The organism is Nocardia cyriacigeorgica, from assembly GCF_029868385.1.
Lineage (GTDB): Bacteria > Actinomycetota > Actinomycetes > Mycobacteriales > Mycobacteriaceae > Nocardia > Nocardia cyriacigeorgica_F.
Genome location: NZ_JARWNX010000043.1, coordinates 125,547 through 142,119 on the forward strand (window position 1 = coordinate 125,547; position 16,573 = coordinate 142,119).

General features: G+C 67.5%; 15 protein-coding genes. 9 read left to right on the forward strand and 6 right to left on the reverse strand.

Annotated features, from left to right (window positions below; all coding sequences use genetic code 11):
• Positions 1–2 precede the first annotated feature (2 nt).
• The 4 genes from QH168_RS12710 (at position 3) to QH168_RS12725 (ending at position 6,557) form a co-directional block, all read left to right on the forward strand.
• Positions 3–1,493 (forward strand): cytochrome ubiquinol oxidase subunit I, encoded by a 1,491-nt coding sequence (locus QH168_RS12710; protein ID WP_280234797.1) that lies wholly within the window; start codon positions 3–5, stop codon positions 1,491–1,493.
• 9 nt (positions 1,494–1,502) lie between these two features.
• Complete coding sequence (gene cydB / locus QH168_RS12715) at positions 1,503–2,534, forward strand: cytochrome d ubiquinol oxidase subunit II (protein WP_280234798.1); 1,032 nt, start codon at positions 1,503–1,505, stop codon at positions 2,532–2,534.
• Positions 2,535–2,537: 3 nt separating this feature from the next.
• Complete coding sequence (locus tag QH168_RS12720) at positions 2,538–4,742, forward strand: ATP-binding cassette domain-containing protein (protein WP_280234799.1); 2,205 nt, start codon at positions 2,538–2,540, stop codon at positions 4,740–4,742.
• Positions 4,743–4,829: 87 nt separating this feature from the next.
• Positions 4,830–6,557 (forward strand): ATP-binding cassette domain-containing protein, encoded by a 1,728-nt coding sequence (locus QH168_RS12725; protein WP_280234800.1) that lies wholly within the window; start codon positions 4,830–4,832, stop codon positions 6,555–6,557.
• 307 nt (positions 6,558–6,864) lie between these two features.
• Here QH168_RS12725 and QH168_RS12730 read toward each other — a convergent pair whose 3' ends face one another.
• From QH168_RS12730 to QH168_RS12755, 6 genes are all read right to left on the reverse strand, one after another.
• Positions 6,865–7,572: an FABP family protein gene (locus tag QH168_RS12730; protein ID WP_280234801.1), complete on the reverse strand. Its 708-nt coding sequence runs from the start codon at positions 7,570–7,572 to the stop codon at positions 6,865–6,867.
• Positions 7,573–7,993: 421 nt separating this feature from the next.
• On the reverse strand, positions 7,994–8,299 hold the full coding sequence (locus tag QH168_RS12735) for a DUF1416 domain-containing protein (RefSeq protein ID WP_280234802.1): 306 nt from the start codon (positions 8,297–8,299) through the stop codon (positions 7,994–7,996).
• 5 nt (positions 8,300–8,304) lie between these two features.
• Positions 8,305–9,138 (reverse strand): sulfurtransferase, encoded by an 834-nt coding sequence (locus QH168_RS12740; protein WP_280234803.1) that lies wholly within the window; start codon positions 9,136–9,138, stop codon positions 8,305–8,307.
• A gap of 29 nt (positions 9,139–9,167) precedes the next feature.
• Positions 9,168–9,734: a DUF4395 domain-containing protein gene (locus QH168_RS12745; RefSeq protein WP_280234804.1), complete on the reverse strand. Its 567-nt coding sequence runs from the start codon at positions 9,732–9,734 to the stop codon at positions 9,168–9,170.
• A gap of 291 nt (positions 9,735–10,025) precedes the next feature.
• Positions 10,026–10,460 (reverse strand): thioredoxin family protein, encoded by a 435-nt coding sequence (locus tag QH168_RS12750; protein ID WP_280234805.1) that lies wholly within the window; start codon positions 10,458–10,460, stop codon positions 10,026–10,028.
• Complete coding sequence (locus QH168_RS12755) at positions 10,457–11,260, reverse strand: LmeA family phospholipid-binding protein (protein WP_280234806.1); 804 nt, start codon at positions 11,258–11,260, stop codon at positions 10,457–10,459. The genes QH168_RS12750 and QH168_RS12755 overlap by 4 nt, the downstream gene beginning before the upstream one ends.
• A 148-nt stretch (positions 11,261–11,408) precedes the next feature.
• On the opposite strand from QH168_RS12755, the gene QH168_RS12760 reads away from it, so the two are divergent.
• The 5 genes from QH168_RS12760 to pstA all read left to right on the forward strand — a co-directional run bounded on the left by QH168_RS12760 (position 11,409) and on the right by pstA (position 16,572).
• Positions 11,409–12,173: a winged helix-turn-helix transcriptional regulator gene (locus QH168_RS12760; RefSeq protein ID WP_280234807.1), complete on the forward strand. Its 765-nt coding sequence runs from the start codon at positions 11,409–11,411 to the stop codon at positions 12,171–12,173.
• 115 nt (positions 12,174–12,288) lie between these two features.
• On the forward strand, positions 12,289–13,209 hold the full coding sequence (mshD, locus tag QH168_RS12765) for a mycothiol synthase (RefSeq protein ID WP_280234808.1): 921 nt from the start codon (positions 12,289–12,291) through the stop codon (positions 13,207–13,209).
• A 282-nt stretch (positions 13,210–13,491) separates the two neighbouring features.
• Entirely contained in the window at positions 13,492–14,601 is a 1,110-nt protein-coding gene (gene pstS, locus QH168_RS12770) for a phosphate ABC transporter substrate-binding protein PstS (RefSeq protein ID WP_280234809.1), read from the forward strand.
• 91 nt (positions 14,602–14,692) lie between these two features.
• The gene (gene pstC, locus QH168_RS12775) at positions 14,693–15,667 is read left to right on the forward strand and encodes a phosphate ABC transporter permease subunit PstC (protein WP_280234810.1); all 975 of its coding nucleotides are present in this window, start codon (positions 14,693–14,695) and stop codon (positions 15,665–15,667) included.
• Positions 15,667–16,572, forward strand: a complete 906-nt coding sequence (pstA, locus tag QH168_RS12780; protein WP_280234811.1) for a phosphate ABC transporter permease PstA — start codon at positions 15,667–15,669, stop codon at positions 16,570–16,572. Before pstC ends, pstA begins: the two co-directional genes overlap by 1 nt.
• Position 16,573: the final 1 nt, after the last annotated feature.

The following is a 16,573-nucleotide window of genomic DNA, read 5'->3' on the forward strand; positions in this document are numbered from 1 at the left end:
ATGTGAGTGCCTTGGACGTCTCGCGGTGGCAGTTCGGCATCACGACCGTCTACCACTTCCTGTTCGTACCGCTCACCATCGGTCTAGCGCCGCTCATCGCGGGTATGCAGACCGCGTGGGTGATCACCGGCAAGGAGCACTGGTATCGGCTCACCAAGTTCTTCGGGAAGCTGTTCCTGATCAACTTCGCCCTCGGCGTGGCCACCGGCATCGTGCAGGAATTCCAGTTCGGCATGAACTGGAGCGAATACTCCCGCTTCGTCGGCGACGTCTTCGGCGCACCGCTGGCACTGGAGGGCCTTGTCGCCTTCTTCATGGAGTCCACCTTCATCGGACTCTGGATCTTCGGCTGGTCCCGGCTACCGAAACTATTGCATCTGGCCACCATCTGGATGGTCGCCATCGGCGTCAACGCCTCGGCGTATTTCATCATCGCCGCCAACTCGTTCATGCAGCATCCGGTCGGCGCCCGCTACAACCCGGAGACCGGGCGCGCGGAACTGACCAGCATTGTCGAACTGCTCACCAACAACACGGCGCTCGCGGCGTTCCCGCACGTCGTCGCCGGTTCGTTCCTGACCGCCGCCACCTTCGTCGCTGGCGTCTGCGGCTGGTGGATGGTGCGCAACGCGCGCAGCGGCGACGAGAAGAAACTCGCCGATGCCAGGACCATGTGGCGACCGGCGGCACGGGTCTCGCTACTGGTGATCGTGCTGTCCGGGGTCGCGCTGATCTACACCGGCGACGTCCAGGGCAAGCTGATGTTCGAACAGCAGCCGATGAAGATGGCCTCGGCGGAATCGTTGTGCCACACCGAAACCGACCCCGACTTCTCGGTGCTGACCGTCGGCACGCACAACAACTGTGACAGCGTCACCCACGTCATCGAGGTGCCGTACGTGCTGCCGTGGCTGGCCGAGGGCAAGTTCACCGGCGTCACCCTCGACGGCGTCGTCGACCTGCAAGAGGCCTACAACGAGAAGTACGGCGTCGGCGACTACCGGCCCAACCTGTTCGTCACCTACTGGTCCTTCCGCGCCATGATCGGTCTGGCCGGTGGTTCGGCGCTGCTGGTGTTCGCCGGATTGTGGGTGACGCGGCGTGGGCGGGTGCCCGATCAACGCTGGTTCTCCTGGCTGAGCCTGCTCGCCATCCCCACCCCGTTCCTGGCCAACAGCGCGGGCTGGGTGTTCACCGAGATGGGACGTCAGCCCTGGGTGGTCGTACCGAATCCGACCGGTGATCCGAACCTGCGGCTGTTGGTGCAGGACGGCGTATCCAACCACTCCGCGACGACGGTGTGGGTCTCGCTGATCACCTTCACGATCCTGTACGGGCTGCTGGCGGTGGTGTGGTTCTACCTACAGCGGCGCTACATCATCGAGGGGCCGGACAAACCGGCTGCGCCGGCGCCGACGAAGGGCGGTCCGGACGACACCGGCGGGCCGCGTACCGAAGAGCCCGCTGTCGAACAGCTTTCGTTCGCCTACTAGGAGCCGACGATGAATCTGCAAGAGTTCTGGTTCGTTCTGATCGGCGTGCTGTTCACCGGGTACTTCGTGCTCGAGGGTTTCGACTTCGGTGTCGGCATGCTGATGCCGGTGCTCGGCAAGGGCTCCGACACCCGCCGCCGCGTCGTGCTCAACACCATCGGCCCGGTCTGGGACGGTAACGAGGTATGGCTGATCACCGCGGGCGGCGCCATGTTCGCCGCATTTCCCGAGTGGTACGCCAGCCTGTTCTCCGGGTTCTACTTCCCGCTGCTGCTATTGCTCGTCGCGTTGATCCTGCGGATCTGCGCCATCGAATACCGCGGCAAGATCGATGATCCGGTCTGGCGGGCCCGCTGCGATCTCGGCATCGGTATCGGTTCCTGGATTCCGGCGCTGGCCTGGGGCTGGGTGTTCGCCAATATCGTGCGCGGGGTTCCGCTGGACGCCGACCATCAGATGACCGGCTCGTTCCTCGACCTGCTCAGCCCGTACGCGCTGCTCGGCGCGCTGACGACCGGTCTGCTGTTCGCCCTGCACGGCGCAGTGTTCCTTAGCCTGAAGACCGGCGGTGAGGTCCGCGACGACGCGGTGCGCACGGCGCGGCTGCTGCTGGCGCCGACCGCGTTGGTCGTCGGCGGATTCGGACTGTGGACCCAGCTCGCCTACGGCACCGGCTGGACCTGGATTCCGCTGGGCCTCGCGGTGTTCGGTCTGATCGTCGCCGCGGCCGCCTGCTTCGCCCACCGCGACGGCTGGGCGTTCACCGGTACCGCCCTTGCGGTGATGGCCGCCTCGGCGTTGCTGTTCGGATCGCTGTTCCCGGATGTACTGCCCTCGACGCTGGACGCCGCGTTCAGCCTGAACGTGGACAACGCCTCCTCGACGCCGTACACGCTGAAGGTGATGAGCTGGGCCGCGGTCATCGTGACGCCCGTGGTGCTCCTCTACCAGGGCTGGACGTACTGGGTGTTCCGCAAGCGGATCACCGTCGAACACATTCCGCCCGGTATCGGGCTGTCGCGCCAACCCGTCGAGGAGTAGGAGATGGCCCGCCGCCCGCCCATCGACCCGCGCCTGTGGCGGTACGCGCGTTCGGCGCGCCGCTATCTGGCGCTGAGCGTGGGGCTGTCGGTCCTGACGACCATCGCCATCGTGGTCGCCGCGGTGATGATCGGACGAGTGCTCGCCGGTGTGATCACCGATCCCGGCGCGCGGGATATCGGCAGGTGGAGCGTCGAGCTGAGCGTGCTCGCCCTGGCCGTCGGCGCGCGTGTGGTGGTCACCTGGGCGCAGGCCAGGGTGGCCCATCGCGCGGGCGCCTCCGTGGTCGCCGAACTCGAACAGTCGGTGCTCGAGGCCGGAGCGCAGTTGCCGCCACGGGAACTGGAATCCCGCAGAACCGAGCTGGCGGTGATCGTCGGCACCGGATTGTCCGGGCTGCGCGGCTATCTGGTCGGCTATCTGCCCGCGCTGATCCTCGCGGTGCTGGTGCCGCCGGTGGTGCTGGCCGTCATCGCGGTGCACGACCCGACCTCCGGCATCATCGTGGTGATCACGCTGCCGCTGATCCCGATCTTCATGATCCTCATCGGCCTGCTCACCGAAGGCCGCGCCCGCGCCACCCTCGACGCCACCACCCGACTGTCGGACCAATTGCTCGATCTGTTCGCCGGCATGCCGACACTGCGCGCGCTGGGGCGTGAGAGCGGGGCGCCCGCGGCCGCCGCGTCGTCGAGCGAGCCCGGAGCATCCTCGCGCACCATGGCGGGCCGGGTGCAGGAACTGGGCGATGATCTGCGCCGCCGCACCATGTCCGCACTGCGGATCGCCTTCCTGTCCTCGATGGTGCTCGAGATGCTGGCGACCCTGTCGGTCGCACTGATCGCGGTCTCCATCGGCCTGCGCCTGGTCTTCGGCGAAATGAGCCTGTACGCGGGCATCGTCGCGCTGGTACTGGCACCGGAGGTGTATCTGCCGCTGCGCACGGTGGGGGAGCGGTTCCATGCCGCGCAGGACGGAATGGCGGCGGCGGACAAGGCATTCGCTGTCCTCGAACCGCCCGGTGCGGACTCGGATTCGTCGGATTCTCGGCTGAGGAACGATTCGGCTACCGGGCCTGATCTGGCCGAACCCGGCCGGAGTTCACCTGGGGCGGCGCACTCGGCTTCGCCCGCGATCGGTGGTTCCGGGGGTCGCCGCTGCGGGGACAGTGGGCTCGGTGGAGGCGAACGCTCGTCCGCGATTCGGCTCCATGATGCGAGCGAGCACGACAGCCGCGAGCAGGACGTCCGCGAGTATGACAGCGACGGTGGTGGGCATGTGGGCCGCAAGTACGATGGCGGCGAGCGCGATAGCCGCGGAGACCTGGGCCGGGCGCAGGATGGCGGTGGACACGGCGCCAGGGTGCGCAACGGTCGCGAGCAGGATAGGAGTGGGGGCGCTGGCGGCGAGTCTGTCGCGGAATCAGGGCGCGGCGGGGATCAGGCGGACAGGATGGTTCGTCGCGGGGTGGAAGTCGGTGTTGTAGGCGGGCGGACCCATTTGCCTGCGGCAGGGCGCATCGAGCTGTGTGATCTCGCGGTGCGCGCACGCGAGGGTATGGCGCCGGATGGGTTGTCGGCGGTGCTGCGACCGGGTGCGGTGTCGGTGCTGACCGGGCCCAACGGGTCTGGGAAATCGACGGTGCTGCAAGCGGTTCTGGGGTTGATCGTGCCGGATCGTGGTGTGGTCGCGGTCGACGGAATCGATGTCGCGGCGCTCGACCCGGCGCAGTGGTGGGCTCGGGTGGCGTGGCTGCCGCAACGTCCGGTGCTGGTGCCGGGCACGTTGCGGGAGAATCTGGAACTGCTCGGCGCACGCGTCGCCGAACCCACCCGTGCCGGGGCGGCGCGCGTGCTCGACGAGCTCGAGGCCGCCTGCACGGCAACCGGTTTCGACACGGTGCTGAACGAACTCCCTGACCGCTGGGACACCAGGGTCGGCGCGGGCGGCGCGGGCCTGTCCCTCGGCCAGCGGCAACGTCTGGCGCTCACCCGCGTCCTGGCCGCCGACCGCCCCATCCTGCTGCTCGACGAACCCACCGCGCACCTCGACGCCGAGACCGAGGCCACCGTGCTGGCCGTCCTCACCGCCCGTGCGCGCGCCGGTGCGACGGTCGTCATCATCGCCCACCGCCCACCCCTGCTCGCGATAGCCGACAACGTGATCGAGGTATCGGCCACCAGGCGAGCGGCGGAGGTGTCGCCATGACCCTCGCGTCGCGGATCCGGCCAGTATCACTGGCGCAGCCGTGCCGGAGCAGTGGGCCTGCGGCGGTGCGCGAGGAGGGGCGCGATCATGCGTGAACTCGGGCGTGACGTGCGTGGCATGTGGTCGATGCTGCGGTTGTCGCCGTGGCGGGTGGCTGTCGCGGTCGGGTGGGGTGTGCTCGCACTGGGCAGTGGGCTGGCGCTGGCCGCGCTGGCGGCGTGGTTGATCGCGCGGGCCTGGCAGATGCCGCCGGTGCTGGATCTGACCGTTGCGGTGGTCGCGGTGCGCGCGCTCGGTATTTCGCGCGGGCTGTGCCGGTATCTGGAGCGGCTCGCGACCCACGATGTGGCGTTGCGGGCGATGACGAGTGCGCGGACAGCGACCTATCGGGTGCTGGCGCGGTCGGATCTGTGGATACCGCGCCGGAGTTCGGCATCCGAGACTCCCGCGCGCACGACTGGGAGGGACGGCGTCGGATCGACGGAAGCCCCGGCCGAGCAGGCGTCGGGAAACGCGTCGTCGGATCGGTCGGCCACCCATCTGCGCCGCGGGGACCTGCTGGTGCGGGTAGGCAGCGATATAGACGATCTGGGCGCGGTGGTGGTGCGCTCGTTCGTGCCGATCGCGGTGGCTCTTGTGCTGTCGGTGGCGGCTGTGGTGCTACTCGGGCTGATCTCCGTCGGTGCGGCCGCGATTCTGGCTGTGGCCCTGGTCGTTTCGGGTGTGCTGGCACCCTGGTTGTCCGCGCGGGCGGCGGCCGACGCGGAACGGGCGGTGCGTGCCGATCGCGCCGAGTTCACCGCGCGGGCGCTCACCGTCCTCGACCATGCGGCCGAACTCCGCGTCGCGGGCCGCCTGGACGACGCCATGGCCGCCGCATCGGCCGCGAGTACGCGTGCCGTCGCCGCCGAGGACGCCGCCGCCTCCCGCAGCGCCTGGGCGGCCGCCGCCACTCCACTGTCCATCGGCGCCAGCGTGCTCGGAGCACTGCTCATCGGCATCACCGTCTATGGCCCGAACGGCGGCGATCCCGGCACCATGACGCCGATGGCGCTCACCATCCTGGTCCTGCTGCCGCTGTCGGCCTTCGAAGCGGTCGGCTCGCTCCCGGCCGCCGCCCAGACCCTCACCACCGCCCGCGCGGCCCTGCGCCGACTCGAAGCGGCCGCGGACACCGAGCCGAATCCGCGTGGTTCGCTGCGCACCTACCCGCAGCGCCCCGACGCCCGGCGCATCGCGATCACCGGTCCCAGCGGTGCGGGCAAGACCACTCTGCTGATGGCATGGGCGGGCTTGTTCGATACCCCGGTCCCTGGCGTCACCTTCTTCGCCGAGGACGCCCATCTGTTCGGCACAAGCGTCCTGGAGAACCTGCGAGTCGCGCGCGGTGATCTCACGGCCGAGGAGGGCGAGCGGGCGCTGCGCGCGGTGGGCGCGGGGCCGTGGCTCGATTCCCTGCCGGACGGCATCCACACCGATCTGGTAGGTGGTGCGGCAGCGGTCTCGGGTGGTCAGCGCCGCCGGATCCTGCTCGCGCGGGCGCTGATCTCACCGGCCCGGGTCCTGCTGCTCGACGAACCCACCGAGCACCTGGAAGCCGAGCCGGGCAGGGACCTGCTGCGTGCCCTGCTCGACGAGAACAGCGGCCTGGTCGACTCCGACCGGACTGTGGTGGTCGTCACACATCAGCTCCCCTCGGACCATCGGGCCGATCTGGTTCTGCACGTCGACGCATCGGGCCAGGTCAGCGCGGTTGCCCACGGTAGTGACGGCACCGGTTGCGCCGCGCGCGAAATTCCGTTGCCGACCTCATGACGCGTGGCTAGATTCGTCAGTACACAAGGAAGGAGGTGGTCTGAAGAATGTTTGACTCTTGGACGCGTGAGGTGGCTGCCAGCTAGGCGTCACCGCTGTACGGATTCCCGTCGGCGAGGGCGCTGATAGTGAATCCAAGGCAGTCACCCGGCCCCCGAGTCCCCGATCCTGTCCGATCGGGACCGCTGTGCACAGCACACCGGTACGACTCGGGGGTCGTTCCATATCCGGGGGAAGTACAGAAATCCGGGGAAGTACAGAAAAGCGCGGCACCCGAAAACCGGATACCGCGCTCGGTCGAAACCGCTCAGCCGATATAGCGCTGCAACCGCGCCGACAGCCGAGGCGCCAACGGCCCGTCCGCCACGACCCGCTCCTCGACGTAGGCCAGATCCCCACCCTCGACGATCCCGTACAGCCGTTTGGCTCCGCCGACGACCACACCGGACTGACTGCGGATCACCACATCGGTGGCCAGCTCCCAGGACGACTGGGTGAGCGCCTCACCGTAGAACAGCTCGACGATGCCGGAACTGTGCGTCAACAACAGCTCGATGACCTCGTCATCGGCATCGGTGCCGACCCGCCAGAACCCGGTCTCACGCAGATCGGGGCCGCCGTAACTGCCATCGGATTCGATCACCCAGGAACGCGAATCCCAGGCCAGGAAGTCGCCACCGTCATGGGAGACGATGATCTGCTGCCCGAACCGGTAATCTCCGCGCTCGGGATCGTTGCCCTCACCCTCACCGCGCCAGACGCCGACCATCGGCAGCAGCGCGAGCATGGCCGAACTCAGGTCCGGCCCGAGGCGCAGATTCGCGGTGTCCTCGGGCAGCGGCAGATCCGGCAGCACCGGAATATTGCGGGCGCCGGTCGATTTCGCCCGCTCGACGGCGTCGGCCACGGCTTGATCACCGCTGCGCCGCTCCGGTCGCTCGGCCGGAGCGTTGCCATTCATGTTCTCACTCGCTCGCTCGGCCGGATCGGAACCTTCGCTCGCGAGATCGCTCATGACACTGAGCCCATGAAGTCATGAGCGGCGGCCTGCGTGGTTACGCTGCGCTGCCGCCTCTGGCCGCTGACGCTCATGACTCGGTGAACAGCCGGTAGAAGACGTACAGGCCGAACCACCCGATGAGGATGGACACGGCCACCAGCAGAATCTCGAAGAAGAGGACCACATCTGGAGTCTAGCTATTACCGCGCGGCGCGAGGCACACGGCCCCGGTGACTCTGCGAACAATCCTGCGGCTCTGCGTACGGGGGTCGTGACGCTGTGAACAGCCTGTGCGCCTGCGTACGGCAGTGCATTCGCGTACGGCACCGTGACTCGGGCGAACTATCCTCCGGCGACAGCGAAACCGCCCGGCAGATACGTGAACGGCCCCGTGGTCTCCGTAACAGGAGACCACGGGGCCGTATCCGCTGCGATATTACTTCGCGACCGCGACGTCCACGCTGTGGATGCCCGCGCCGTCGGGGCGGACCTCGGCCGAGCCGTTGCCCGCCGAGCTCAGCGCACGCACGGTCCACGCGCCCGGCGCGGCGAAGAACCGGAAGTCACCGGTTCCCGATGCCACGACCTCGGCGGTGAAATCACCGTTGCCGTCGAGCAGACGCACGAAGGCGCCGCCCACCGGCTGGCCGTCGGTGCCGAGGACACGGCCGGTGATGACCGTTTCCTTCTCCACGTCGACCCCTGCGGGAATGGCCTGACCCTGGGTAGGTGCTGCACACATGGTTATTACGCTCCCAACTCGATCGGTGCGCCGACGAGCGAACCGTATTCGGTCCAGCTGCCGTCGTAGTTCTTGACGTTCTGGTGGCCGAGCAGCTCCTGGAGCACGAACCAGGTGTGCGAGGAACGCTCACCGATGCGGCAGTAGGCGATGGTGTCCTTGGAGCCGTCGAGACCGGCCTCGGCGTAGATCGCGGTCAGTTCGTCGTCGGACTTGAAGGTGCCGTCCTCGTTCGCGGCCTTGCTCCACGGCACGTTGATGGCGCCGGGGATGTGGCCGGGACGCTGGCTCTGCTCCTGCGGCAGGTGCGCGGGAGCCAGGATCTTGCCGGAGAACTCGTCGGGGGACCGCACGTCGACCAGGTTCTTGGCGCCGATGGCCGCGATGACCTCGTCACGGAACGCGCGGATCGACACGTCGGGGGCCGAGGCCTTGTACTGGGTGGCCGGGCGGCTGACCGCCTCGGTGGACAGCGGACGGCCGTCGAGCTCCCACTTCTTACGACCACCGTCGAGCAGCTTGACGTTGTTGTGGCCGTACAGCTTGAAGTACCAGTAGGCGTAGGCGGCGAACCAGTTGTTGTTGCCGCCGTAGAGCACGACTTCGTCGTCGTTGGCGATACCGCGCGCCGAGAGCAGATCGGAGAACTGCTCCTGGTTCACGAAATCACGACGAACCTGATCCTGCAGGTCCTTCTTCCAATCGAGCCGGACGGCACCCTCGATGTGGCCGCCGTCGTAGGCGGAGGTGTCCTCGTCGACCTCGACGAAGACGACGCCGGGGGTCTTGAGGTTCTCTTCGGCCCAGTCAACGGAGACCAGGACATCGGAGCGGGCCATAGTGTTCCTTTCGGTGGTGACTTGCAGGGTCAGTTCGGTGCCGGGCTCGGGGCCCGGCGCAGACGAGCTACCAGCGGATAGATCCGGCAGCCCAAGCAGATCCCGAACGCCGCGTTCAGGAACGCCGCGAACAGGGCGAAGCCGGCGAAGATCGCGCCGACGACGGGGGCGCCGAGCACGAAGCCCAGCAGGCTCACGGCCGCGAAGGCCAGGCCGAGTAGTTGGGCGAACCGCAGCGGCGCTTCGGGTTCGGTCCCGGCGGGAGCGACGGGCCCGGAGGAGGCAGCTTGCGTAACCACGGAGGGACCCGCGAGCGCCGTATCGGATGCAGTGGCCGGGCCGGTGCGCGGGGCGATGAGGTTCGCGTAGATGCGGCCGTACGGGTGCCGTTTCGGTCCGTTGGCGGCGCCGAGCCCGAAGACGACCGCCTGTACCGCGATGAGCACCGCGGCGATCACGGGGGAGAAGGCGGCGGCGACCAGGACCGTGACCAGGACGGCGGTGGTGACCCAGGCGACGAAACGCGGTCCGCGCACGTCGACGTGCCCGGCCGGGATCGACCTGGTTCCGGAAGTTTCAATGGAATCGGTGGACATCGGAGGTACTCCTGCGCTCGATGTGCTGTTCGGCGGGAAATTTGCCAATTCGCCGGGGGATCGAAGGGATCTCTCGCGCGGCGAACGCTGGTCGGCGTCAGGAAATCTGAGCGGGCCGACCGATCAGCGGCACAGGCAGCAACAACCACCGAGCCGACACAGATCAACTGTGCGGCGTCGGGTGAGCATCAGCTCGCGGTGGGATTGCACGGAAGGCAGTTTACCCAATTCCCGGGGAGAATTGGACCCCGGGTTGATCGAGAACATGTCAGGCCAGGTAGACGGCCGGTTTCAGACGGTCAGCGGGGTGAGCGCACTGCGCAGATCGCCGACCTGGGGGACGCCGGAGATGCGGAAGCGCTCGCGGCCCTCGGCGTCGAAGACGAACGTGGTCGGCAACGACATCACATTGAGCGCCTTGGCCAGGGTGGGGTCGGCGTCGATATCGACCTCGATATCGCGCGGCGGCTGCGGTGAATCGGCCAAATCCTCGGTGACACCGGCGACTACGCGGCGCACGGCACTGCACGGGCCACACCATTCGGCCGAGAAATGCAGTACGGCGGGACCCGACCCGGTGACGCCAGCGGCGGCGAGCAGTTCGGCCCGCTCATCGTTGCCGCTGTCGAGGGTGGCCGGGCGGACGGTGCCCTCCCGGCCGCGCAGATACAGCCCGATGGCGATACCGGCCAGCAGCATCACCACCAGAATTGTGATTTCGATCATTGTCGCCGCAATCTGTCGAGGTCGATCGTCACGTTCTCACCCCTGCCCTCGACGACGATCTGGCCGCCGAGCGCGAACACCTCGGTGGGCCGGATGCCGAACGGAAGTTCCTTCGTATCGATGGTACGGGTGAATCGGGCCAGTACGGCCGGAGCGTCGGCCTCGGGGACGACGACGCTGGAGGTGTCGTCGGGACCACGGTAGAAACCGGTGGCGATGACCCGGATCTGGTCGCCGTCCAGCAGCAGATCGGCCTGCACGCTCACCCGCTCACCGGCGATCTTCGCGCCGAACTGACCGGTCGGCGCCTTGGGCAGGGTTCCGGTGAGCACGAGGGCGCCCGCGGTGGTCATCCCGGTGCCGCCCGATCCGCCGGTGCCGTCGGATTTGTCCGCCGGACGCGAATGAACTTGCAGGTCGGGGATGCCGAACAGTCTGCCGAGTTCCACCGGTTCCACCCGCATGCGCACATCGACCCGGTCCACCGGCACACTGCGGACCTGGCCGTCGACCAGATCGCCGAGCGGCAGCCGCATACCGGTGAGGGTCGCCTCGACGGCGATCTCACCCGGGATGTCCGGCCGCATACTGCGTGCGGTGATCGCGATGTTGTCGTAGCGGCCGTCGAACGCCTGCCGCAGGAACGGGAAACCGTGGAAGGTCACCTCCGGATCGGCGCTCAGATCGGCGCCTTCACGCAGGGACCGGGAGACGCGGTACTCCGAATACGCGGCGGCGCCGAAATCGATGACCACCGCCAGTCCCGCGAGACACAGCAGCCCGATAATCAGCTTGCGCATGTGATGAACAGTAACCGGGCCGCTCACCCGGATGGCAAGCTCATCCGGTCATACGCGCTAATCTTGCATCCGATCACCTGTGACCAGCGACGTGGCACGCGGCGACGATGCCGGGCTTTCGCGTGGCTACGAAATGGGAGGAGTGCTTGTGGAGCTGCTCCTGCTCACATCCGACCCCAACCCGGAGTCGGTGCTGCCCTCGCTCGCGCTGCTCGCACATACCGTGCGACCCGCGCCGACGGAGGTGGCCTCACTGCTCGAGGCCGGTACCGCGGATGTCGCCCTGGTGGACGCGCGCACCGATCTCGCTGCCGCGCGCGGGCTGTGCCGACTGCTCGGCAGCACCGGATCATCGGTGCCGGTGGTGGCCGTGCTCACCGAGGGCGGCCTGGTCGCCGTGAATGCCGACTGGGGATTGGACGACATCCTGCTGCCGGGTACCGGCCCGGCCGAACTGGACGCGCGCCTGCGGCTGCTGGTCGGCCGCAACGGTGGCGTCGCCAGCCCGGAGAGTACCGGCAAGATCACCCTCGGCGAGCTGGTGATCGATGAGGGGACCTATACGGCCCGGTTGCGTGGCCGTCCGCTCGATCTCACCTATAAAGAATTCGAGCTGCTGAAGTACCTCGCGCAGCATGCCGGTCGGGTGTTCACCCGAGCCCAGCTGCTGCAAGAGGTGTGGGGTTACGACTTCTTCGGCGGCACGAGGACCGTCGACGTGCATGTGCGACGGTTGCGCGCCAAGCTCGGCAGCGAATACGAATCGCTGATCGGCACCGTCCGCAATGTGGGTTACAAGGCGGTGCGCCCGGCGCGTTCGAACGCCAAGGGGGAGCCGCCGAACCTCCCCGAGGAGGAACCCGATGGTTCCGACGACACTCCGCTCACGCCGATCAACGGCACCGCTAAATAGCGGCACGTTAGATAACGGCCCGCTCACCAGCGGTGGGAAATGTCCGTTTTGCCACTAAATTGACAGGCAGCACGGCACGGATTTCCGACGACAGAGTTGGATGGGTGGTATGCGAATGAGCGACATGACGATGCGCTGGAGCGATCGACTCGACACCGAGGCCGCCGAACAGGTGCGCACGACGCTGGACCGCGCCGCCGAGGCCGACGGGGTGGCTGCCGTCTCCGAACAGGCCGTGCTGTCGCTACGCGAGCCCGCCGCGGCCCGCCATCTGCTGGGGCTGCGCGAGGGCGCGGTGATCGGTTACGCGAATCTCGCGCCCGCGCGGGGCGAGCATCCGGCGATGGCGGAGGTCGTGGTCGATCCCGCGGTGCGCGGCAACGGCTACGGCGCCGCCCTCGTGGCCGAAGCGCTCGCCGCGGGCGGTGCCGGGACGCGGGTGTGGGCCCACGGAAACCTGCCCGCCGCGCGTGCGGTGTCGGCGCGGCTCGGGCTGAGCATCGCGCGGGAACTCTGGCAGATGCGCCGCGATCTGGCTACCGAGGAGCTACCCGAACTGGCGGTGCCCGACGGGATCGTGCTGCGCACCTACGCCGGTCCGCACGACGACGCCGAGATATTGCGGGTCAACAATGCCGCCTTCGCCTGGCATCCCGAGCAGGGCGGCTGGACCGAACGCGATATCGCGGTACGGCGCGACGAGTCATGGTTCGACCCGAAGGGACTGTTCCTCGCGGTCGACGCCGCCGATCCAGGGCGGCTGCTGGGATTTCACTGGACCAAGGTGCACGCCGAACTCGATCCGCCGCTGGGTGAGGTGTATGTGGTCGGGATCGATCCGGCGGCCCAGGGGCGCGGTCTCGGCAGACTGCTCACCCTGGCGGGACTGCACTACCTACGCGACCGCGGGTTGAGTGCGGTGCTGCTGTACACCGAGGCCGACAACGAATCGGCGGTGCGCACCTACACCCGGCTCGGCTTCGCGGTCGCCCATGTGGACGCCGCCTACAGCGCCGCCGGGAGCGTCGGTCGATAATCGGGCGAACCGGACACCGGCGCCTCACCCAACTGAACGGTAATCAGACGATTCGGGGAGTTCGAGTAAATGTGGGGCAAATGTCACAGCGGTAGGCGCGGATATCGTCAGGCTGTTCACCTTCCGTTCACCCAGCCTGGTCCAACTGTCCACCGGGCGAAACTACGTTACCTGTGGGCAGCACGCGCTGCCTGGTGCGCAAGTTCCCCGCGAACCGCACCACATCACCCGCCCGGACCGGTGAGGGGCCGGGCGAGTAGCTACGCCACATGCGGAGGAATTGTGAAGTTCAAGCGCAGCAGCGCACTCGTCGGTGTGCTGGCCGCCGGTGCCATGACGCTCGCCGGTTGCGGCAGCGATGACAACACCTCGGCCACCGGCACCGCGGCGAACACCAACGTCGCCTGCGGTGGCAAGGAAGCGCTGAAGGCCAGCGGGGCGTCCTCGCAGAAGAACGCCATGGAGCGCTTCACCACGGCCTATGAGGCCAACTGCGAAGGACAGACCCTCAACTACACCTCGAGTGGCTCCGGTGCCGGTGTCAGCGAGTTCATCGGCGGCCAGACCGATTTCGGCGGCTCCGACTCGCCGCTGAGCGCGAAGAAGGACGAGCCCGCCAAGGCCGAGCAGCGCTGCGCCTCGCCCGCGTGGAACCTGCCGACCGTCTTCGGCCCCATCGCCATCACCTACAACGTCGACGGCGTCACCGACCTCGTGCTCGACGGCCCGACCGCCGCCAAGATCTTCAACGGCACCGTCAAGACCTGGGACGCCCCCGAGATCAAGGCGCTGAACCCGAACGCCGCGCTGCCCGCCCAGCCCATCGCGGTGATCTTCCGCAGCGATGAGTCCGGCACCACCGACAACTTCCAGCTCTACCTCGACGCCGCCTCCGACGGCGCCTGGGGCAAGGGCGCCGGCAAGGTCTTCGCCGGTGGTGTCGGCGAGGGCGCCAAGGGCAACGAGGGCACCTCGGCCGCGGTGGGCAACACCAAGAACTCCATCACCTACAACGAATGGGCCTTCGCCAAGGCGCAGAACCTGTCGATCGCCCAGATCATCACCTCGGCGGGCCCCGAGCCGGTGACCCTGTCGGTGGAATCGGCCGGTAAGGCGATCGACGGTGTGAAGATCAAGGGCGAAGGCAACGACCTGGCTCTCGACACCTCCTCGTTCTACAAGCCGACCCAGGCCGGGGCCTACCCGATCGTGATGGCGACCTACGAGATCGTGTGCTCCAAGTACCCGAACGCCGATACGGCCACCGCCGTCAAGGCGTTCCTCACGTCGGCCGTCACCAACGGCCAGGAAGGTCTGGCCGACAATGGCTACATCCCGATCCCGGACCAGTTCAAGACTCGGCTGACCGCCGCGATCAACGCCATCTCCTGATCGTCTGCCAGCCATGACCGTGCACCCTGAGGTGGCCCCCGCCGGTTCGTCGAAGACGACGAACCGGCAGGCGGCTGGAGAAACTGCGCCTATGTCGAGCGAACCGAAGCCCGAGACACCCTCTGTCAAGGGACGACAGCCCAACAGTCAGCGGACCGAGACGATCTTCCGGTCGCTGGCCACGGCAGCAGGCGCGACGATCGTCGGCGCCATCGCGTTGATCGCGCTGTTCCTATTGATTCGCGCGGTTCCCTCGGTCATGGCCAATGAGGCCAACTTCTTCACCAGCTCCGAGTTCTCCACCACCGATGCCGACCATCTGCGGTTCGGTATCAGCGACCTGTTCATGGTCACGGTGCTCAGCTCGATCTTCGCGCTGGTGGTCGCGGTGCCGATCGGTGTCGGCATCGCCCTGTTCCTGACCCACTATGCACCGAACCGGATGGCCAAGCCGTTCGCGATGCTGATCGATCTGCTGGCCGCGGTGCCCTCGATCGTCTTCGGTCTCTGGGGCTTCCTGGTGCTCGCGCCGCAGATCGAGCCGGTGCAGCGTTCCCTGAACGAGAACCTCGGCTGGTTCTTCCTGTTCGCCGACGGCAACGTGTCGATCTCCGGTGGCGGCACGATCTTCACCGCCGGTGTGATTCTCGCGGTGATGATCCTGCCGATCATCACCTCGGTCTCCCGTGAAGTGTTCGCGCTGACCCCGGTCTCGCATATCGAGGCCGCGCAGGCGCTCGGCGCGACCAAATGGGAAGTGGTGCGGATGACGGTGCTGCCCTACGGCCGCAGCGGCGTCATCGCCGGATCCATGCTCGGTCTCGGGCGCGCGCTCGGTGAGACCATCGCGGTGCTCATCGTGCTGCGCACCGCCGCGCAGGCGGGCAGCTGGTCGCTGTTCGACGGCGGCTACACCTTCGCCTCGCGGATCGCCGCATCGGCCGCCGAGTTCAGCTCCGCGCTGCCCACCGGCGCCTATATCGCCGCGGGCTTCGTGCTGTTCGCCCTGACCTTCGTGGTCAACGCGCTGGCCCGGCTGGCGTCCGGCGGAAAGGTCAACCAGTGATGACTACGACGACGACCCTCGACAAACCGGTCAAGGCACCGACCTTCCGGCATGTGAGCACCGGCCGCCGGATCCGCAACAACCTCGCCACCGGCCTGATCACGCTGTCGTTCGGCATCGCGCTGATCCCGCTGGTGTGGGTGCTGTGGATGGTGGTCAGCAAAGGCTTCGAGGCGATCATTTCCGCCGACTGGTGGTTCAATTCGCAGAAGGGCGTGCTGCCCGATCAGACCGCGGGCGGTGTGTACCACGCGATCTACGGCACCATCGTCCAATCGGCCGTCGCCGCGGTGATCGCGGTGCCGCTGGGCATCATGGCCGCGATCTACCTGGTCGAATACGGGCGCGGCCGGTTGGCCAAGGTGACCACCTTCATGGTCGACATCCTCGCGGGTGTTCCCTCGATCGTCGCCGCGCTGTTCATCTTCGCGCTGTGGATCGCGACCATGGGCTTCCCGCAGAGCGCGTTCGCGGTCTCGCTGGCGCTCGTGCTGCTGATGCTGCCGGTGGTGGTGCGCAGCACCGAGGAAATGCTCAAACTCGTCCCCGACGAACTGCGTGAAGCTTCCTACGCGCTCGGCGTGCCGAAGTGGAAGACCATCCTGCGCATCGTCATCCCGACCGCACTGCCCGGCATGATCAGCGGCATCCTGCTCGCACTCGCCCGCGTCATGGGTGAGACCGCGCCGGTGCTGGTGCTGGTCGGCTACAGCAAGTCGATCAATTTCAATGTCTTCGACGGCAATATGGCCTCGCTGCCGCTGCTGATCTACCAAGAGCTGGCGAACCCGGAGCCGGCGGGCCGACTTCGGGTGTGGGGCGCGGCGCTGACCCTGATCTTGATGATCGCGCTGCTGTATCTGGCCGCCGCCGCGGTCAACAAACTGCTCACGCGGAACCGATAGA